This window comes from Hominiventricola filiformis, from assembly GCF_020686965.1.
Lineage (GTDB): Bacteria > Bacillota > Clostridia > Lachnospirales > Lachnospiraceae > Hominiventricola > Hominiventricola filiformis.
This window is the reverse complement of sequence record NZ_JAJEPS010000005.1, coordinates 68,905-87,734: the sequence shown is the minus strand read 5'-3', so window position 1 is coordinate 87,734 and position 18,830 is coordinate 68,905. Positions and strand designations below refer to the sequence as shown.

Genomic DNA, 18,830 nt, shown 5'->3' with positions numbered 1-18,830 from the left:
GGAATTGTCAATAGACTTTTCATTTTATCTGAATTTTTTATCCTGTCCGCATACCACTTATAATGCGAGGTTGTTTTTATTATTAAGTATTTCTTATAAATGCAGTCTATCTTCCTACTCTATATTTTTTTCAACGGCATCTGGCATAAAAGTACCCCTTTTATACTTCTCAATTATCTGATATGTATCATTTATTACGTTGCTATGAAGTGACAGATACAGGTTTTTATCTCCAATGATATAAAACTCATTTTTTGCCCGTGTTGCTGCAACATTCATGATATTGGGATTTTCCGTACCTACCGCCCAGTTTGCCGCTCCAACGCATTTTTCGTCTGCACCTAATACGAAAAATACAATCGGTGCTTCCTTTCCCTGAAAGGTATGTACTGTTCCAATATTTGTAGGTTTTCCTTTTTTATCATATCTCGTAAACCCGATTTTCTTTAATTCCCTTGATAATTGATATGCCACATTTTTAAAAGGGCTGATTACATATATGATATCTTTCGTTGGATCATCTACAATATCAGGATTTTCCATGATCATTGTCTGAATTTTTTCTCTTAAAAATTTTCCCTGTTCCGCAACATATTTATCTGACGCACGCCCTTTGATATCATACCATTCAGCAACCCCCGTCTTTTGATCACCCTGTACCATATTTCCGCCATAAGAAATAGCATTGGAGATGTCAAACATCGGATATTTGCACCTTCTGTGTACCCACAAAGGAATTCCGATCCAGTTTTCTTGGTTCAGATCCTTATAAAATCCATATTGGCTTACTTCATCTACCAACGTCTGCGTCGATGCTGTTTCAGACAAATATTTCTGCGAAACACCATAGTATGCTCCAAGCATATTAAGGATATTCGCATCCAGAGTAAGCACTGGTTTGATCTGCGCCGGGTCTCCCACTGCCATAACATGTCTGCTTCTGAAAATAGCACCTACACTTGCCTGTGGAAGTGCCTGCCCGGCTTCGTCAATAAACAAATGCCCCAACGTTTCCTTGCCCATATTCGTACACATTCTTGAAAAGCTGGCAAATGTCGAACCGATAATCGGTATCGTCATATTGATCCAATGCCATGCCTCTGCTATGATATTTTTGTGCTCCAGATAATCTTTTTGTTTACTCCAGATGATATAGGCTGCCTTTATGTTCTTTATATTGGCATACAAAAATTCCTTTCTGACCTCCAATGCCTTAATGAATAATTGTGACTGCAGCCTTCTATATTCTATGCCAAACCATGGATTACTCAATTGTAATGCTTCATAATCCAAATCCAGATTAAGTGCATTGATTTTTAAACCACAAAGTTTCTCCTGAAATCTTTCTATTTTATCCTTCCACTGCTGAATTTCAGTTCTTCGATTTTGTTCCCATTCCGCAAATACAGACTGATCATCTTTGGATTGATTGATCAGTTTTTCGATCTCTATCTGAAAACTCTTTTCCTGTCTTTCTCTTTCAAGCAATCCGGTTCGCAGTTCCCGCTCTTTCTCAATTGCCATTTGAAGCTGATCCGAATACTGCTTATTCTTTTCAGCATACTCTGTCTTACGTTTTCGTGATGAAAAAAATCCTGGCTTTTGAAGCTTTAATGCCTCTATCCCCTGAAGAATCCCATCTTTTTCACAGGCAACCATCTGCAGCTGCAGCACAAAATCTCTGGTATCCTCCTTCAGCTGTTCTATTTTCTTCTGAATATTTTCTATTTCTTTTTCGTTTTCTAAAACAGCCTGCTCTGACTCCGTCTTTCTTCCGATTCTCTCACTTTCAAAATTTCGAACTTTCTCATCTGTCAGTATCTGTAATTTTTTCACCTCTGCGATTTCCTGTGAAACAGACTGAACACTGCTTCGATAAGCGCAGACCTTGTGATACAGGTTGAGAAAGTCTGAATATATACTATCGTTGGATACATATTCCTGCTCAAGCTCATGGACAACATGTTTCAGTACCGTAACGATATAATCCATGTTATCTTTTTTGCCGCCCTCAAGTGAAAACAATCCCCAGAATTTATCCTTGTCTTCTTTCTTTGTAGCTTTTAATACTTCTTTCTTTCCTTTATCACTCTCCACCCATTCTGTCTCTACAAACGAATTGGCTATCTCTTTAAAATAATCTATACTGACAATCTCATCCTGAAACTCTTTATCTATTTTGTCTAATAATGGCAGCTCATCTACAATATTCTGAACTGCACCATGATTCGAACTGGCAACAATAATACCCTTCTCAGCGATTCCCTGTGGAATACAGCCAATGGAAGCATTCTCCCAATATTTCGTTGCCTCCGTTCCTTTTATGTATTGCGATGACATGGTCGCTATTTCATAGGCCTGTTCCACAATAAGCTCGGAAAATATATCTTTTAACAACGTCGTTTTTCCTGTACCAGGAGGTCCATTTACACTTCTGATTTGCTCACTATCAAAACCAATAGATAAATTGACCGCCACCTGCTGCATCAAAGCCAGCGAGAATTGGGGATTACTTGGAAATCTCGCAATCGGATAATTTTCAGGACTCAAAATGCGATAAAAGATCTCCGGATTAAACTGCTCACTTTCCTTTCGACAATTTAAGTTCCTGCGTCCTGCAACATTACCTGTTATATATTTATCTAAATTATGAGTTTGTATCTTTTTTGCTTTTTCCAGATCAGCTATAAAAAAGGAATGCAGATTCGTCGCATCCGATTCCATATTCTTCAACAACTGCAATCTGCAATTTTCAATCGAAATCTTATTTTTTGTCAAAATTGACACCAGAACCTGATTAAAATGTTCCCTGTAATCCTCACCTTCCGGACATGCAAACATTTTCTCAAACTCACATCCCATTTCTTCCTCAAATATCCGGAAATCCCGTTCCTTCGGTATTCGTTTCTTTTTTCTTATGTAATAGCTTTCCGTCAAGAACGTCTTTTTCTCATCAAAATGAAGTTCTTTGTCAAAACACAATGCAAAGGAAAATTTATTACCTGATGTGATTTCCTGTTCTGTTGGCGCCAATTTATATTCTTCTCTTAGAAAATCAATCACTTCCTGAAATGGGAAAATATCAAAATAAATAATAACTCCGCTATGCTTATTTTTTTTGAGTCCCTTCTTCTGTATTTCATCTGCCAGAAGAGAATAATAATCTTGTCTCTGCAGATCATTAAAGTTCAAAATAGTTTTGTCCTTTAAATTAATATCTCCCTCTGACAGATGCTCGACCATAATCCAGGACTCTAATATGTCATTCTTTTTATTCATCAGACCTTCTCCCATTCTATTTCCCCTTATGTCAAAGACTCTTACTATATGCATACATCCTGATAACTAACCCCAAATTACAATACCATTTTCCATAATAAATTTGAAATGAATGGTTGAAAAAAGAACATGATAATCACAACGGAACCACATATCAGGTTAAAGTCACTCTGTTTCGAATTCTCCAGCACTCTGCCTGTAAAGGCTTTTGTAAACCAACATGCAATATAGTAACCTATGATAGTCCCGAGGATATTAGTAATAACATCATCTATATCCGTTGCTCTGCCTGTAAAAAGCTGAGATATCTCGATAAAAAGGGTCGTCAACAATCCTGCCACGATAGTGCTTTTTACATTTCGGAATTTTTCCCATAAAGTTGGTAAAAAGAAACCAAATGGGATAAACAACAATACATTCAGGCAGGCATTTGCAAAATCCGGTATCATATAGATAAATGGAATTACGTTTACTGTCACCTCTATCTTTAACAAAGTTATGTTGGGGAATCCAACCAGTGCTAAAACTGCTGTCATATAAAATGCAAATACCATATAGATCATCGTTCGTTTCCAGCTATGAAAACAGATCTTATGATATATCATCCAGAGAGGAATAATAAAAACAGCTGCTGCCATGACTTCCATCAGTGTAATGTAGATTCTATACATTTCTCTTCTCCTTCACCCCAAAAATTCTTTTCATCTATTCTATCATATTGAGCATTCAAACGTCTCTGTAAATCTGATACTTTTTATCATAATAAGTATCGGGGCAATTGATGACTTTCTAAAAATAGGCAATAAAAAAAGCAACCGCTGTTACTCGATTGCCATGCTGTTACTTTAGCGAAACTATATGCTCTCAAAAATTTGTTAGTATTGCACAAATAGTTTTGTGAAAAATTCTGTTCATTTTCTATCACAAAATGATAATTGACTTTTTAGAAATAGTTGTTCTCAGATTTTCTACAAAATTAGAAAAAGCCCAAACCGCAAGGGTTTGAGCTCCATTTGTACATTCGTAGTTTCTGCTTTTGGGTATAAAATCACCGCTGTTAATATAGAATATTTGTTCGATTTTGTCAAGTCTTAGTTCTTAATGTATATTCTTCTTTTCCGGTAATTCTTCCCACATACTCTCAACCAGTTCACACAAAAACTGCTGATCATCTACATTATCAACCAAAATCATTTCTTTAGCACCATCATACGGCGGTTCCATCCCAGCATCCGGCATCATTTTCACCGCCACCGGAACCGGCTTTACCAAAAGTCTGTCATCATATATTCCACCAAAAACCTTTCCACGGTAATAAAGGATGTATTCGCCCATCATTGCCCTGCTGCTGAGTTCATCCAGTCCTGATAATTGTTCCATAACAAAATCCAAATACTCTTTTGTTGATGCCATATTATTTTTCTCCATACCCTTAGGCTCTATTTATCGGATGTCTGACCACAGTCTTCAGTTTCTCCGATGCCACCTTCCGCGCATCACTCAGATAAATCTCGTGGTGCATTCTCTGATCCGTTATATCAAGTGTATATCCCTGTTCTTCCATAAATCTGTGCATTGCATCTACCGTAGCAGGCTCATCGTCATACGCTCCGATATGCATACACTGTACACATAAGCCCTCCTCATAGGAAAAAAACTCAACCTTAGAAAAATCCTGTTTTTTCTTCGCCGTAGCTTTCCTGACAGCCCAGTCGAAATCTTCCCTGGTAACAAAATCTGGCAAGCGAATAACAGAGATCCACTTAAAATCTTCCTTACGAGCATAATCAATTCCGGATACTCCATTCTGCCACCAGAATCCCTCTAATGGTGGCACGACATAATCGAAATATCCATCAATCTGATGATCTTCCTTTTTGCTCATTTTAATCGTAAATGCAATTCCATACAGAAGGCCGATAGCCTGCTTATATTCTCCATCTTCATCATTTGGATTGCCGCTTCCTCTCACTGCTATATAATTCATTTTCGGGACTCTGACAATAGACGGTGTTCCCTTCGGCATATAAAACTCTTTATATTCTTTTTTATAATCAAATGCCATACTCCTTACTCCTCCAGATCCTTTTCTTCATAAGGCTTATTCCCAGAACCAATCTCTATCAGATTTCCTTCCGGGTCAGCAATATAGCAGGTTCTCTGTCCCCAAGGTTCAAGTTCCGGTTCAAGCACAGATGCTGCACCGTTTTCCACAGCCTTCTTGTATGCCTCGTCCACCTCTTCAAAAGTATCAACATATAGATCTATTTCAAAATGACCATTCAGACCCTTGATATACTCATATCGCCGGTTTGTCATCTTCTCAAAATCATTCCGCCCATACAGTAAAAAAAGTGTTCCGTCTTTTACAAGATAAACATTGGAAGTATTCTCTTCTTCCTTAATTTCAAATCCGAGAACATCCTTGTAAAAACGAATCATCTTTGCCATATCATCAACAAACAACCCAAAACCGTCTAATCTCATTTTCCTAATCCTCCATAGATTTTTAATATTTCCTCTGCATTCCTGCGAATAATGTCCCGCACTTCTTCGGGCTCAAGCACCTCTACTTTTGCTCCAAATGTCATAAGCCATGTCACAAGGTTTTCCATATCCGTATAGTCTGCTGAAAAGAGCAGCCTTCCATCGTCTGTTTCTGTAAAGCAATTCGGTCCAAATTCTTCAACCAGCCGCCACTTCATATTCGGTGTGAAAAGAGCTTTTACCTTTATCCCACCCGGAAATATCTTCTCATTTGACAAATCCGGCATTGGTACATCTCTGCACAGAAATCCACGGTCTGTTTCAACAACACAATCCATACGGTTCAGTTTGAACAGCCTGTAATCTTTACGTTCTAAACACCACCCCCATACATACCAGCTCGACCACTGGAAAACCAGATAATATGGTTCTACCCTTCGATTGCTCTCTCCGGACGGAGCATAATACTTAAATCGTATGATGCGCCTGTTTTCTATTGCACTCTGTATTACCTCGATCTTTAGAGCAAGAGAACCCTTATACCATGAAGATAAGTCAATCAGCATAGAATCTCTTCCACTGATGAACTCTGATGATCCGGTCTGGATTTTCTCCATCAGCTGACTGTAGTATCTGCTTCCGCTCACACTGTCAAGACTCCGCAACCCCGCAAGAATCATCTGCATATCTTTGGAACTCAAAATCGTCCTGTCCATACGATATCCATCCATAATACTAATACCACCGCCGGTACCCTGCGCAGTTTTTATAGGAATACCCGCTTTACAAAGATCTTCAATATCCCGATTTATTGTCCTTCGAGATACCTCAAATCTTTCTGCCAGTTCAGGAGCCGTTGTCTTTTCTTCCTGCAGTAAGATTGACAATATACCGATAAGTCTATCTATTTTCATCGTTTCTTTCACTCCATACATATCATACCTGATTCAACACGACAGCTATATGTCATGTTTATTATATCCACGAAAAAAATTTCTGTAAACAAAAAGCCTCCGAACATCAGGTTTTATTCCCAATGTCCGAAGGCTCAATAACATTAGTTGAATTTTCTCCATCCGATAAGCCAAATTAGCCTATGATTCCCTTGGAATCATCTGAAAATACTTCAACGCCTCTTCAATCTCTATTTCTTTTTCTTTTGGGCATTCCGGCTGTCCGCTCTTCTCAGATTTTGGCTTATTATAGTTCTCTCTTTCTATAATTCCATGCTTCTGCTTTATCTGTGCAATATACAGATTAGATACCTTCATCCCATCATTATACTCTGCCACTTACTTCTTTATCTCCTCATAAGTAGCCTGTCTACGCTCCGCTTCGGTCCGCGCTGGGCAAAGGTCCCCTGGACCTTTAGCGCCTCTCAGCCGCCGTTAAATCCATCTCGTCCATGTCAAGTCTCACATTCACATGATGCTTCGCTTCGTGGAGTTTGGACAATAAACATACCGTCTCCACATGCATACCAAATCAAAACATATCCCCACAAAATCACGGAAATATAATCAATATTTTCTTCCACTGTCTTAATAGATTCCAGAGCTTGATATTCCTATTTTAATTCCCGCAGCAATTCTTCCTCGCTTGGTAAATACAATTTGTATTTTGACGCAAAAATCTGTGTTTCATTTTCAGGTAACGTATACTTAACTACAGACTCACTTTTGTCTGCACACAAAACAATACCAATCGATGGATTGTCTCCTTCATTCATAAGTTCTCGTTCATAATAACTCTTTTAACAAACCTGTACCATACTCAGCTTTTTTATTGCCGCCTTGTTCTTCAATGATCGATTTGCCCATATTCCAGTAGGCTTCAGCCATTGCAAAATTGGCTGTTTGATAGACTTTATTTCTCGCTGTGGTTAAAATATTTTGATTCCTTCATAGAAATTTTGATTCATAAAAAGCTCCCCATTTTTTATATCAATCACCATAATAAATTGCAACCGGATGCACAATATACATCTCATCTATATTTTCAAAGAATACTTTCGTCAATGTATTCATAGAATTTCCTATACTTGAGAAAGTTGAAATTGGGGAATTAGCCTGAGCCATAACTTTATTCGTAATATATCCTACAACAGTTATTTTCCCACCGTACTTAAAAGCTGCTGTTGATATATTATCTCTCATATATTTTTCATCTAAAACCACCGCATAATTCGAAATACACAGTATTCTCGGATATGGAATAATGGCAGCCAACATTTCAACCATCTTTTTTAATGAATCCCAATTTTCATGATTTTTATCAAGAGCTTCCTGTACCGTTTCATTTACTTTATCTTGTACAATTTTACTTCGGCGCTGTTCTCTTGCAAATTCTTCTGTTTGTTTTTCTGCCTCTTTTCTTGTATTCATATCTTGAATCTGTGTAAGCATATCAACAAATCCATCTTTTACAAATAGTTTTTGATAAAACGCAATATCGAAAATATAAAATTCGTCTTTTACAATAAGGAAATCACCAACATCTGCCCCATTTAACAAATTATGCTCATGTAAATAATTCATAAATTGGTCAAACGCATTATCATGCATTATCTTTGTCTGTACATCTCGAACCATTTCGTCATCAGCAACTGTTTTCAAATGTTGATACGTTGCTTGGGCATTTGCATCTACTCCCTTTCCAAATAGTTTAAGAGCTATTTTCCCAGCAAGGCTAGTCGTAACAGAATTTTGCTTATTCACTTTTTTCTGATGCTGCGTTTCTGAATCTTCACTTTGAATCAAGCCATCAAATATTTGTGCCAAATAAGAATTCAATGTATCAGTATCCAGATAAATAAACCTTCTCATCAACTTTTCCTTCCAATTTATATTACGAAATAATCTCAAAATGTCTCAATGCATCCTTTATCGCTTCTACTTTCTCGGCTGTCGGATGTTTTCTAGGATGTTTCAATTCTTCTACTGCATTAGGAGCGTCATACATTGGCAAGCCCAAACTTCTCTTCACCTCTGCTATATACGCAGTATGTACTTTGAAGCCATATTTAGCTTCTATATATTCCTTTATCATCTTGTATGTAACTCGCTCTTTCGGCTTGTATGCCTCGACTCTTTTAGCGATATTATCCGACGGTACTTTGCCCTCACCTTCGCCAAACTCAACTTTTACATTGATATGTCCATGCGGTTTTTTATAGGAAAGCAGTACTACCGTCTCGACTGTTTTTCGTTGAGCAACCGAATTGCTTCGCCTTCAAAGACTTCATAATACACCGGAAATGCCAAACCACTAATTCCAATGATGCTCTCACTGTTTTTTATCTGTTTTCTTCTCCAACATTTTTATTGAATTCAGGTAGTCTTCTTCCACTGTGCTGAGTGTTTGCGCTTTATATTTTTTATATTCATTCGTTGCTTTATCAATAGCCTGTTTGTGTGATATGCTTCCATTTCCCTGCAAAAGCTGTTCCCCACTCATTGTCAGAATCCGATCCAGATGTTCGGCCCAATCTCTCATTGTCATGGCCTGTTCTCGTTCTGCCTGACGTTCTGCAAAATCAAGATATCCAGATACCAACTGTCCCATTGCACGCAATTCTTTTTCAGATAAGTAATTCTTAGCAACTACTGCTTCTTTTAATGTTGGCTGATTACCTTTAAAAGTAGTAAGTCCCATAAATTCTTTTTCTGCATCAGCTCTACTATAGATTACTTCTGCTGCAGTATTTCCGTGAATTGCATAGTGAATTTTATTTTGCACTTTTTTGAAAAATGCAATGGATATTTCCGCTTTCGGATCATAATCTATGCTCGTTGCATAAATTTCCAGGACCTGACGATAAAATACTTTCTCGGATGCACGAATATCACGGATTCTATCCAACAATTCCTTGAAATATCCACCGCCACCTAGATTTTTCAAACGATCATCATCTAAGGCAAAACCTTTTCTCATGTATTCTTTTAAAATTCCGGTTGCCCAGATTCTGAACTGTGTTCCTCGTTTTGATTTTACGCGATAGCCAACAGAAATAATAACATCAAGATTGTAATAGTCTACATTGTAAACTTTTCCATCAGAAGCAGTTGTTGCAAATTTTGCAACAACTGAATCCCGCTGTAATTCACCTTCTGTAAATATATTTTTTATATGTCTGGAAATAGTTGATTTATCTCTCTGAAACAATTCTGCCATCTGATCAATAGACAACCAGACTGTATCACCATCAAAAGTAGTTTCAACTTTTGTCAGACCATCCTCTGTCGTATAAATAATCATATCTGCTTTTTCTTTGTTCATAAATTAATTTTCCTCCAAAATCAGATATATTATCAACGCAAACGAGTCAAGCGGATATTCGCAATCCGCTTTGCTACTTACTTGATTCGGTCAAAAAACAGGAATTCAACATAATCACTATAGTAAAATCATCATTCTGCATCTTTACCATCTTTAATACGGTAGTAATCATCCATATCTACGCTGAGTTTTACCGTGGTATCTGGTTTTCGGTTGCTCAAAAGACACACAGTCTCAACGTGCGGTGAAAGTTACTTCTTATACTAAATAGCGAAACCGTCACCTTTTGCGAAAAGGTTTATACCCCACTTAGGGGGATAGATTTTACCCCTTTTCAAACAATATATTAACCCACATCATGTAGTTGCATAGCCTCCATCGTTTTGCTCACTTCACTTACCAATGATAATGTTTGTCTTTTATTCTTTGCGATATATTCCTGCATTGCTTTTACTCTGGATTTAAACTCCTGCTTAATCTTAATATGCGGAATTTCCTGCTCATCATACGATTGAATATATTTCAGAACATAATCCCAAAAATTCTCATTCGTCAAGTACTCTCTCAATTTGTCACGTAACTCAATTACCCCTGCATATTCGTATGCTGCTTCATAATAAGGATTGAATATCCAATACAACTCCTGATGAGAATCGACATACCCAATAAAATTATTCCTGCGTTTTAGGACATTACCATTTAATGAATTTAATAATTTTTCATAAATTTGTTTCTCTGTACATTGACCACTAAAGGAAAATTCGAGCCAGCGTACAGTATTTTTAATATACTCAACCGCTTCATTTGTGTCTGAGTGTTTTTCCAACAAATGTATTACATACTGAAGGTCCAATAACAACTCAAAAGAAATTCTTTCGTACTCTTCTTCGTTAAAACAATTTCTTCCATGAGCCACTTTATTACGAATCATGCTGTTAAAGTAAAACTTAAAGTATAGTGCTGCCTCTTCTAATCCCATACTTGTATCATTCTTTTCCATTTTGCTTTTCAGATCATCTTTTTCAAACAAATCAAATTGTCCGTCCAAACGATTCTGAATATTGGCATCCACAAACATATCATAAAATAAACCTTCAATTTGGATGACGACCAAATTCATAAAAACAACATAATTTTGATTCTCAAATGAATCGATAATCGTATTTAAGACGTTTTTCCGGTCCTGCAAACAGTACAAACTATCTATTTTCTGCCTCAAATACTCTAACACTTGATGTTCTGAAACATGTTGTTTTAATTCCCGTACATACTTATTCAAATCATGTATTCTCAGGTCTATCCATTGATCATTATCTAAAACCTTTGCTCTTTTTTCTTTACAGAGTTCAATCAATTCTTCTAATCTATTCCAATATGCACCATTACCATTCTGAAAATAAAACTCTTCTATATCATCTATAACCTTTCGCGTCTTAATCATATAGAAAGGCTTATATATTGATTGCACCGCTTTTTTCCAAGATTCCAAACATGTGTCATAATTTTCAAAATTACTTTTATAGTTCTTCAATTCCCCATTATCTTCTTGTGCCACTTCGATTGCTATTTTTCTCAATGAAAAATATGGATCTTCAGTATCTAAGATAATAGTTCCTTCAAAATATGCTTCTATTTTTTCTTTTGCATACTTAAGCATTTCTCGATAAACATAGTTCTCCTGAATTGAATCAAATAGAGCATTATATTCATTTTCTATTTTTTTCAAATCCTTTAGAATACTTTTATTCCCATTATTCCTTGCTTGTAACTGATTTTGCTTTTTTATTAAGCTACCACAACATTGAGGATGCTCCTTGTCTATTTTTATCAGATCATCGATGCACTGCATCTTACTATCTATTTCCGCAATAATAGAATCATATTTATTTTTTATTCCATCATAGTTTTTCTCAATTTTCTGATATTCGTCTACTGGATATGTCTTAAACCGTATAACATGCTCACAAACTAATACACACAATTCTTCATAAGTGAGTCTTAAATATTGCTCCTGACTATAGCGTAAATACATGCAAATAATTTGTTTTATCTGAGTAATATCAACTTCTGCAATTTCTTCCAGAAGCATATTTATTATAACATCACCAATTACTTGAAAATCCCTTTCTTGAATCATCTGCACTTTTTTCGCCAAACACTGTTCATCATGCAAACAATCCAAGACCTTTATATATAATTCTCGTTCGATCACTACCAATCGTCCTCTTTTCTATCTCTATGTATTAAATAAGCTTCTCAAATATACTATTTATTTTACCATATCACCTGTTATTTTACCATCTGCCAAAGAGCAAGAAAAAGCCGATTCGGATATACTGCAACTCCCAATCGGCATTTTTTCAACTTGCATCATGCTTGTGAATCGATTTTATCCAATGAAAAATCTTCATCTCTTCTACATATAATACGCAACTTACGAGGTGATTTTATTTTATGGGAGCTTAATTTATAAGACCAAATTATCATATCAAGCAATTCCTGCTGAGGAATAGATGCACCTGAGCCTCCGTCAAAGCGAGTTAATCCAGCTCCTAAAATCGGTATACATACATCTTGCTGTCCATAATACTTATCTATTTCTTCCCATAATACCGATAAGCACTCCAAATATTCATCACGTGTAAAAAATCTACCCAATCCATTTTTATCCAGTTTAGCAAATGCCAGCAACAGGTCATCCCCATTCGGTACTATTCTCCCTGATTCATACCGTTCTTTGCTCTGATATTTCGATTTAGTCTTAAGCGGCTTTAGCTGTGAGTTTGATAACAGTGATTGAATATTTAGATTCGGATTTGCAGTTAAATATTGCCCACAAATCGAAGTCGGTTTTATATCAGCAGGAGCAGTGCCAACATGTGTTGAAAAACATTCATCAAAATTAATTACTCTTTTACATCTCTTCATTTTGAGCAAATCGCCATATTCCACTGTAATTTTATAATTATTCCCTTTTATACTAACTTTATTTCGCAAAAGTAAATACGCTTTATATCCAAACGCTGCAATAAACCATACAATTACAAAAGTAAGTACACGATTCACGATAATATTGATTTCTGAAGTATAGCCCTCTAAAGTGAATTGTTTAAGAACATCTTCTGATATCAATATAACCTTTCCAAATATAGCTTCCGGAACGAAAGTAAAAACTGCCGAAATGATAGCAAAAGCACAAGCCGCACTTTTCTTTAACAAATCAATCAAAATCCCAGCACCTCTTTTATGTAAGAATAATCTCCTACTTTATCACCTCGATAATTTGTTGTCCAGAAAGGTCTTGCGCAATCTTCATAATTCTTCATATAAGAAGGAAGCCAACCTGATTCTTTTCGAAGAGAATTATAAACCACAATAATTGCTTTATTTTTCTTCTCAGCCTGTTTAAATTCATGTTTCAAATATGAATATGAATTAATGCATCCAACATCATCGTTTTCACCAGGAGTAGAAGTGAAAAATACCTTACATGGTTTCGTACCATTTGTATTTTGTTTATAAGGTGTACAATTACAAGAACTTTGATCATTGCCAGAACGATTACAAGCACTCCCTGCTGTACGCAATGCAGTCTTATCTCCAACAACAAAGATAACTGCAGATGAAGCATTAATTTGTCTGTTAAATTCTTGTTTCAAATCGCATATGCGACAATCAGTATCTTTTGAAACGCTCCCTGATGCTACTTTAGACATATCGATAAAATCAACCTTATGCAGATTATCACTTCCCCATTTGTTCAACTCTTCAACAACGTCACGATCGCCATCGTATTCTGCATAATCTGCACTTATATATACTTGCTTACTCATATTGTTCTATCCTCCCTGTACATAATTGTTTTTGTTAGCACTCTCTTTCATTGAGTGCTAATTTGGATTATATCACTAATCATACAATATTACAAGTAACCAATACATAAATCCACAATAAAAAAGCCGATTAGGAATCGCAACTCCCAATCGGCATCTTTTCTTACTCTTCTTCATTTTTACATTCAAACTCCGTTCCATCCAGGAACACCACCAATAATGTTCCATCCTCAAAAACCTTGATGTGGTCCAGTGTTTTCAGCATGAAGTCCGTGTCCATCTCTGTCAGAGTTTCTGCTCCATCGGTGTATTCTATGAACTTCTCTGCCCGATAACCTTCTAATAGGTTCTCGCTCTGCTTGCTGTGCTGTCCACTGCTCCATGAAATCCTCTCGGTTCTCCACCAGTGCGTTCCAAGCCATCAGATAAGCCTTTATCAGCGTTTCTTCCTCTACGTGACGGTTGGTGCATCCCATGACTCCTTTGACCTTGTACCGTTCACTGCACTGCCACACCTTGCGGTCAACTCCCGTGCTACTCCGCCAGCCCTTCCGTGCAAATACCTTATTGCAGTCTCCGCAAATTATCTTGGATGCAAATGGATTGCTTTCCGGCCGGTGGAATAAGAATTTGTTCCATGTTCCTCCAAGTACTTTTTCCTACGTTTAATCTCAAGCTGAACACATTCCCATATCCGCTTTGAAATGATGGCATCGTGGTCATCCTCCACATAAAACATCTGGATTTCCCCTTTGTTCTGCGTCCGTTTTTGGGTAAGGAAATCCACTGTATAACTTTTCTGCAGCAAGGCATCCCCTTTGTACTTTTCATTTTCCAACATGCTCATTAGAGTTGTAGCCTGCCACTTTGTGCCTCCATCCCAGTTTTTAATCCCTTCCTTTCCAAAAATCCTTTTAATGTAGTCCGTTGTTTTTCCATCCAGAAATTCCTGATACAGCCGCACCACAATCGGCTCCTGCTGCCTGTTTATTACCAGCTTGCCATTCTCGTCCGTATCGTAGCCAAGGAAACGCTTGGTACTCATTTTATGCTTTCCGGTTTCAAACCTCCTGCGGATTCCCCATGTGCAGTTCTCCGAAATGGAACGGCTCTCGTCCTGCGCCAGCGAGGAAAGAATGGTAAGCAGCACTTCGCCTTTTGCATCAAGGGTATTGATACTCTCCTTTTCAAAAATAATTCCAATCCCCAGGTCCTTCAACTCTCACACATAATTCAGGCAGTCCAGCGTATTTCTTGCAAATCGTGAAATGGACTTCGTGATAATCATATCCATTTTCCCTGCCCTGCAGTCTGCAATCATACGTTTAAATTCATCCCTCTTCTTTGTGTTAGTTCCCGAAATTCCCTCATCCGCATAAGTCCCTGCATATTCATAATGAGGATTTTCGCTGATGTAATTGGTGTAATAATTGACCTGATTCTCATAGCTTAATAACTGTTCTTCTTGGTCGGTTGACACTCTGCAGTACGCTACCATTCTCAGTTTCTGTACTGCTTGCGCTGTTCCTGATTCCTCAGTCGAAATCTGCTTTGCTGGTATAACAGTAATGCTTCTTGCCATTCTGAATCACCTCCTTCACTACCGTCTGTTCCGTAATGTTCAATCCCTGCAATTCGGTATCATCAATCCTTATTCCCTTACATTCCTTGACACCCTTTTCGATGTAGGTACTGCAGAGCCACTGGATTTTCTTTTTATAAACCTGTCTGCGCCGGAGCGTTTTTCCACAATAAGGGCAAATCAACATTCCACTTAAGGGATAGCGGTTCTGAAACTTCATTGTGTTGTCCTGCCCAATGTTCCTGTCACGTTTTCTCTGCTCCCTTACCTCCTGTACCTTTTCCCATACTTCCGGCGATACGATAGGTTCGTGATTTTCCGAAATGTAATAACTCTGCTCTTCTCCATTGTTTTTCTTTGTATGGTTTCTTTTGTTTTCAGAGGTGTAATACTTCTGCAGATGAAAATCTCCTTTGTACTTCTCATTGCAAAGCATCCCGTTAATGGTCCCGCTCTCCCATGTGGTTCCCGTCACCGTTTTTACCCCCAAATAATCAAGTAGCTCGCCAATTCTTGACGAGCCAACATTCATCAGATATAGGTCAAGAGCCAGACTGACAATTTCTGCTTCTTTTCGATTCACAATCAAATCCCCATACTCGTTTTTGTCATAACCGAGGAAGCGGGAGGTGGTAATCATCACTTCCCCTCTCTCAAATTTTTTACGAATGGACCATTTATTGTTTTCACTCATGCTCCTGCTCTCTTCCTGGGCAAAAGAAGCAAGGACGGCAAGCATCATCTCACCGTCCCCTGATAGAGTGTTAATGTTCTGTTCTTCAAAAAAAATACCGACACCCAGTTCCTTCAGTTCCCTTGCGAACTTTAGAGCGGTGACGGTATTTCTTGCAAACCTTGATATGGATTTTGTAATAATCAGGTCAATCTCTCCTGCCCTTGCCTTTTCCATCATTCTCTGGAACTGTGGGCGGTTCTCGCAATAACCGGGTATACCCTGATCAGCATATACCCCGATAAATTCATATTCCGGATTTCCGGTAATCAACCTTTCATAAGTTTCCATCTGATTTTCCAGAGAGTCTTCCTGTCTTCTGCTGTCTGTAGAAACTCTGGCATATGCACAAACCCTTTTCTTTTGTAAGACCGAAGAATCCCTTACCTTTGCCGGGTCTTTCAACACACCCGGATGCTCCAACACACCACCGGGATTTGCACCATTGGCAAAAAAACTGACACCGTATTCCTCACAGGCCATCGTCATACCGACAGCATTCCTTGCCATTGCAATAGGTGAGTATCCGATTAGACCATCAAATCCAAGTCCGGGAATATGAAGCACATCCTCCTGCCTTAAGATGATACCTCCCATCTTTTTCATGTTGGGATTCTCATCTGTATAACGGGAATACACATAATAAAGCACTCCATTACTGTCCCTCTCCACACTCATCTTGTTTGGAAGAAGCGGATACAGAGAAAGCACCTCGCCTGACCGAAACCAAACAAACTTTTTATTCCCATCTGCTATCCCTCTCTTTCTTTTTGTATCTGCCTGTGATAAAATCGAATCTATAAGCATCGAAAAAAGTTCATAAAAATTTAGCAATTAAAGACATTGATTTTTTGCTGTAAATTGCATATAATAAAAACACAGATAGAATATCTGTGCAGCGGTTAGAGCGTCCAGTTAAAATGCTCGTTTAAAAGCGGTTAGATTGTCCAATTAAAACAATCGGTTAACAGCAGTGGGTGGAGTAATCCACCCGCTTTTTTACTTTTCAGGAGACTTTATGGATTGGTACGTTGTCGATAAAAAATACATCCATTACCTGACACAGTTTGATTTCCGTGTCGGATATGTGGAATATGGGGAACGTTTGAAACTCCATGTGGGAATTCTTCTTACTATCGGAGATTTCCGCTACTATGTCCCTATTTCCTCTGCAAAACCAAAACATCAGAAGATGTCCAACAGTCTGGATTTCCACAAACTCCAGGATGAATCCACCGGATATCTTTATGCGGTATTAAATATCAATAATATGATCCCGGTTCCTGATAACTGTCTTACACAGTTAAAATATAATCAGGTAGAAAGCTTCCGTTCTTTCAGTAATGAAAAAGAAAAAACAGACTATGTCTACCTGCTCCAGAAAGAAAAAGCTCTAATCGACAATGTTCAGGACACTCTGCAAAATAAAGCCATGAAATTATATCAGAAATGCATTGCCAAACCGGATTCTTCCCTTGCTGCAAGATGCTGTAATTTCAAAATGTTGGAAGAAAAATGCAGTTCTTATTCCGATACATAAATACAACCATGATCTTCAAACCTCTCCATCTGCCGGAGAGGTTTTTTCTTAAAAAACAAGAACTCCCCTGCCATCATATACACTTCCCTCGCTACCCTGATTACGGATTGCACGGTCAAGTGCCATAACGGTTGCTACTGCAGCATCAATTTTCTCTGTAGATTTTTCTTTATCCATTTTGATGTTTCCGGCAGGGTCTTGTCTGACATACACGTTGTCCATCATCCAACGTAGAACCTTATGTCCACCGTGGGCAATTCGCTCCTCAAGTGTCAGCTGCACTCTATTGTAATTCATAATATTTACCATGTAGTGTAAACCAGCACTGAGATGAATTGTAATGCATGACTATGTAAAAAATCTTGCGAAGGTAGTTCGGGCTGCCAGAGAAGAAGACCATCTATCTCAAGCAGCATTAGCTGAACAAATAGGTTGTGATGAGCAAGAGGCAGCCGAGATTCTTTCAGCAATTGAATACCTCTTAGCACTCATACATAAAGGAGGTAATTCAAACGAGTAAAGGAACCAGCTAATCCGTTGTGATTCTGATTCTTTACTTTTTGTTGCCATCTCTAAATCTTACTCTTGTAATATTCAAATTATTACATAAGTAAGATTTCAAGTCAATATGTTTTTTCTGAAATTGACAACCACATAAATAGCGTCTATAATGTATTTATTACATCTGTAAGATTTAAGGAGGGATTTGAAATGAGTGATTTACCACAGATTTCTGAAGCTGAATTTGAAGTTATGAAAATCGTATGGAAACATGCGCCGATCAGTACCAATGAAATAACAGATAAATTATTACAGACCACAAGCTGGAGTCCTAAGACGATACAGACTTTAATCAAACGTCTCGTAACAAAAGGCGTTCTGACTTATGAAAAACAGAGCCGAGTGTTTGTTTATACCCCAGTCGTGAAAGAAAGCGAATACATCGGTCAGAAAAGCAACTCTTTTCTGGAACGATACTATGACGGGGATATTACTGCCATGCTGTCTGCATATATTGAAAATGACAGACTGTCTGAAACAGAAATAGACACCCTCCGTTCCCTTCTTTCCAAGAGGTCAAAAAAAGGAGGAAATTAA

The 18,830-nt window shown here is 37.7% G+C and carries 20 protein-coding genes and 3 pseudogenes; 3 read left to right on the top strand and 20 right to left on the bottom strand.

The window, feature by feature from the left end; genetic code table 11:
• Positions 1–114: 114 nt before the first annotated feature.
• The 19 genes and pseudogenes from LKD36_RS06845 to LKD36_RS06765 form a co-directional block, all read right to left on the bottom strand.
• A complete protein-coding gene (locus LKD36_RS06845) occupies positions 115–3,279 on the bottom strand; it encodes a DEAD/DEAH box helicase (protein WP_308459179.1) in 3,165 nt (1,054 codons plus the stop codon).
• Positions 3,280–3,356: 77 nt separating this feature from the next.
• Entirely contained in the window at positions 3,357–3,950 is a 594-nt protein-coding gene (locus LKD36_RS06840) for a VanZ family protein (RefSeq protein ID WP_308459178.1), read from the bottom strand.
• Between the two features lie 427 nt (positions 3,951–4,377).
• Positions 4,378–4,692 (bottom strand): TfoX/Sxy family protein, encoded by a 315-nt coding sequence (locus tag LKD36_RS06835; protein WP_308459177.1) that lies wholly within the window; start codon positions 4,690–4,692, stop codon positions 4,378–4,380.
• 19 nt (positions 4,693–4,711) lie between these two features.
• Positions 4,712–5,344 (bottom strand): GyrI-like domain-containing protein, encoded by a 633-nt coding sequence (locus LKD36_RS06830; protein ID WP_308459176.1) that lies wholly within the window; start codon positions 5,342–5,344, stop codon positions 4,712–4,714.
• 5 nt (positions 5,345–5,349) lie between these two features.
• Positions 5,350–5,766 carry a VOC family protein gene (locus tag LKD36_RS06825; RefSeq protein WP_308459175.1) on the bottom strand — a complete coding sequence of 139 codons (417 nt, stop codon included), beginning with the start codon at positions 5,764–5,766 and terminating at the stop codon, positions 5,350–5,352.
• Positions 5,763–6,680 (bottom strand): helix-turn-helix transcriptional regulator, encoded by a 918-nt coding sequence (locus LKD36_RS06820; RefSeq protein ID WP_308459174.1) that lies wholly within the window; start codon positions 6,678–6,680, stop codon positions 5,763–5,765. Before LKD36_RS06820 ends, LKD36_RS06825 begins: the two co-directional genes overlap by 4 nt.
• A gap of 180 nt (positions 6,681–6,860) precedes the next feature.
• A complete protein-coding gene (locus tag LKD36_RS17480; protein WP_331465184.1) occupies positions 6,861–7,058 on the bottom strand; it encodes an RNA methyltransferase in 198 nt (65 codons plus the stop codon).
• 275 nt (positions 7,059–7,333) lie between these two features.
• Positions 7,334–7,504 (bottom strand): annotated as a pseudogene (locus LKD36_RS06810) (PDDEXK nuclease domain-containing protein); the annotation flags it as partial.
• A 1-nt stretch (position 7,505) separates the two neighbouring features.
• The gene (locus tag LKD36_RS17550) at positions 7,506–7,607 is read right to left on the bottom strand and encodes a DUF1016 N-terminal domain-containing protein (RefSeq protein ID WP_308459172.1); all 102 of its coding nucleotides are present in this window, start codon (positions 7,605–7,607) and stop codon (positions 7,506–7,508) included.
• Positions 7,608–7,709: 102 nt separating this feature from the next.
• Positions 7,710–8,591: a DUF6414 family protein gene (locus LKD36_RS06800; protein ID WP_118770500.1), complete on the bottom strand. Its 882-nt coding sequence runs from the start codon at positions 8,589–8,591 to the stop codon at positions 7,710–7,712.
• Positions 8,592–8,613: 22 nt separating this feature from the next.
• Positions 8,614–8,814 carry a hypothetical protein gene (locus tag LKD36_RS06795; RefSeq protein WP_308459171.1) on the bottom strand — a complete coding sequence of 67 codons (201 nt, stop codon included), beginning with the start codon at positions 8,812–8,814 and terminating at the stop codon, positions 8,614–8,616.
• A gap of 237 nt (positions 8,815–9,051) precedes the next feature.
• Positions 9,052–10,044 carry a virulence RhuM family protein gene (locus tag LKD36_RS06790; RefSeq protein WP_308459170.1) on the bottom strand — a complete coding sequence of 331 codons (993 nt, stop codon included), beginning with the start codon at positions 10,042–10,044 and terminating at the stop codon, positions 9,052–9,054.
• Between the two features lie 346 nt (positions 10,045–10,390).
• Positions 10,391–12,256, bottom strand: a complete 1,866-nt coding sequence (locus LKD36_RS06785; RefSeq protein ID WP_308459169.1) for a hypothetical protein — start codon at positions 12,254–12,256, stop codon at positions 10,391–10,393.
• Between the two features lie 158 nt (positions 12,257–12,414).
• Positions 12,415–13,272: a macro domain-containing protein gene (locus LKD36_RS06780; protein WP_308459168.1), complete on the bottom strand. Its 858-nt coding sequence runs from the start codon at positions 13,270–13,272 to the stop codon at positions 12,415–12,417.
• Entirely contained in the window at positions 13,269–13,877 is a 609-nt protein-coding gene (locus LKD36_RS06775) for a hypothetical protein (RefSeq protein WP_308459167.1), read from the bottom strand. Before LKD36_RS06775 ends, LKD36_RS06780 begins: the two co-directional genes overlap by 4 nt.
• 230 nt (positions 13,878–14,107) lie before the next feature.
• Positions 14,108–14,461: a recombinase zinc beta ribbon domain-containing protein gene (locus tag LKD36_RS17545; RefSeq protein WP_334301339.1), complete on the bottom strand. Its 354-nt coding sequence runs from the start codon at positions 14,459–14,461 to the stop codon at positions 14,108–14,110.
• Entirely contained in the window at positions 14,461–14,922 is a 462-nt protein-coding gene (locus LKD36_RS17475; protein WP_331465192.1) for a recombinase family protein, read from the bottom strand. Before LKD36_RS17475 ends, LKD36_RS17545 begins: the two co-directional genes overlap by 1 nt.
• Positions 14,923–14,988: 66 nt before the next feature.
• Positions 14,989–15,375, bottom strand: a pseudogene (locus LKD36_RS17470) (recombinase family protein); the annotation flags it as partial.
• 37 nt (positions 15,376–15,412) lie between these two features.
• The gene (locus tag LKD36_RS06765) at positions 15,413–16,999 is read right to left on the bottom strand and encodes a phage portal protein (protein ID WP_308459166.1); all 1,587 of its coding nucleotides are present in this window, start codon (positions 16,997–16,999) and stop codon (positions 15,413–15,415) included.
• 211 nt (positions 17,000–17,210) lie between these two features.
• Here LKD36_RS06765 and LKD36_RS06760 point away from each other — a divergent pair, with 211 nt between their 5' ends.
• Complete coding sequence (locus LKD36_RS06760) at positions 17,211–17,732, top strand: type III toxin-antitoxin system ToxN/AbiQ family toxin (protein WP_308459165.1); 522 nt, start codon at positions 17,211–17,213, stop codon at positions 17,730–17,732.
• A gap of 48 nt (positions 17,733–17,780) precedes the next feature.
• Here LKD36_RS06760 and LKD36_RS06755 read toward each other — a convergent pair.
• Positions 17,781–18,014, bottom strand: a pseudogene (locus LKD36_RS06755) (terminase TerL endonuclease subunit); the annotation flags it as partial.
• A gap of 58 nt (positions 18,015–18,072) precedes the next feature.
• Between LKD36_RS06755 and LKD36_RS06750 the strand changes: the two are divergent.
• Positions 18,073–18,252: a helix-turn-helix domain-containing protein gene (locus tag LKD36_RS06750; RefSeq protein WP_308459164.1), complete on the top strand. Its 180-nt coding sequence runs from the start codon at positions 18,073–18,075 to the stop codon at positions 18,250–18,252.
• 191 nt (positions 18,253–18,443) lie between these two features.
• Complete coding sequence (locus LKD36_RS06745) at positions 18,444–18,830, top strand: BlaI/MecI/CopY family transcriptional regulator (protein ID WP_007885363.1); 387 nt, start codon at positions 18,444–18,446, stop codon at positions 18,828–18,830.

Excerpts from the sequence above, each read along its gene's own strand:
- LKD36_RS06760 (WP_308459165.1), top strand. The coding sequence starts at position 17,211 with ATGGATTGGTACGTTGTCGATAAAAAATACATCCATTACCTGACACAG.
- LKD36_RS06845 (WP_308459179.1), bottom strand. The coding sequence starts at position 3,279 with ATGAATAAAAAGAATGACATATTAGAGTCCTGGATTATGGTCGAGCAT.
- LKD36_RS06750 (WP_308459164.1), top strand. The coding sequence starts at position 18,073 with ATGCATGACTATGTAAAAAATCTTGCGAAGGTAGTTCGGGCTGCCAGA.
- LKD36_RS06800 (WP_118770500.1), bottom strand. The coding sequence starts at position 8,591 with ATGAGAAGGTTTATTTATCTGGATACTGATACATTGAATTCTTATTTG.
- LKD36_RS06745 (WP_007885363.1), top strand. The coding sequence starts at position 18,444 with ATGAGTGATTTACCACAGATTTCTGAAGCTGAATTTGAAGTTATGAAA.
- LKD36_RS06765 (WP_308459166.1), bottom strand. The coding sequence starts at position 16,999 with ATGCTTATAGATTCGATTTTATCACAGGCAGATACAAAAAGAAAGAGA.
- LKD36_RS06825 (WP_308459175.1), bottom strand. The coding sequence starts at position 5,766 with ATGAGATTAGACGGTTTTGGGTTGTTTGTTGATGATATGGCAAAGATG.
- LKD36_RS06840 (WP_308459178.1), bottom strand. The coding sequence starts at position 3,950 with ATGTATAGAATCTACATTACACTGATGGAAGTCATGGCAGCAGCTGTT.
- LKD36_RS06830 (WP_308459176.1), bottom strand. The coding sequence starts at position 5,344 with ATGGCATTTGATTATAAAAAAGAATATAAAGAGTTTTATATGCCGAAG.
- LKD36_RS06775 (WP_308459167.1), bottom strand. The coding sequence starts at position 13,877 with ATGAGTAAGCAAGTATATATAAGTGCAGATTATGCAGAATACGATGGC.
- LKD36_RS06795 (WP_308459171.1), bottom strand. The coding sequence starts at position 8,814 with ATGATAAAGGAATATATAGAAGCTAAATATGGCTTCAAAGTACATACT.
- LKD36_RS06790 (WP_308459170.1), bottom strand. The coding sequence starts at position 10,044 with ATGAACAAAGAAAAAGCAGATATGATTATTTATACGACAGAGGATGGT.
- LKD36_RS06835 (WP_308459177.1), bottom strand. The coding sequence starts at position 4,692 with ATGGCATCAACAAAAGAGTATTTGGATTTTGTTATGGAACAATTATCA.
- LKD36_RS17550 (WP_308459172.1), bottom strand. The coding sequence starts at position 7,607 with ATGGCTGAAGCCTACTGGAATATGGGCAAATCGATCATTGAAGAACAA.
- LKD36_RS17475 (WP_331465192.1), bottom strand. The coding sequence starts at position 14,922 with ATGAGTACCAAGCGTTTCCTTGGCTACGATACGGACGAGAATGGCAAG.
- LKD36_RS06820 (WP_308459174.1), bottom strand. The coding sequence starts at position 6,680 with ATGAAAATAGATAGACTTATCGGTATATTGTCAATCTTACTGCAGGAA.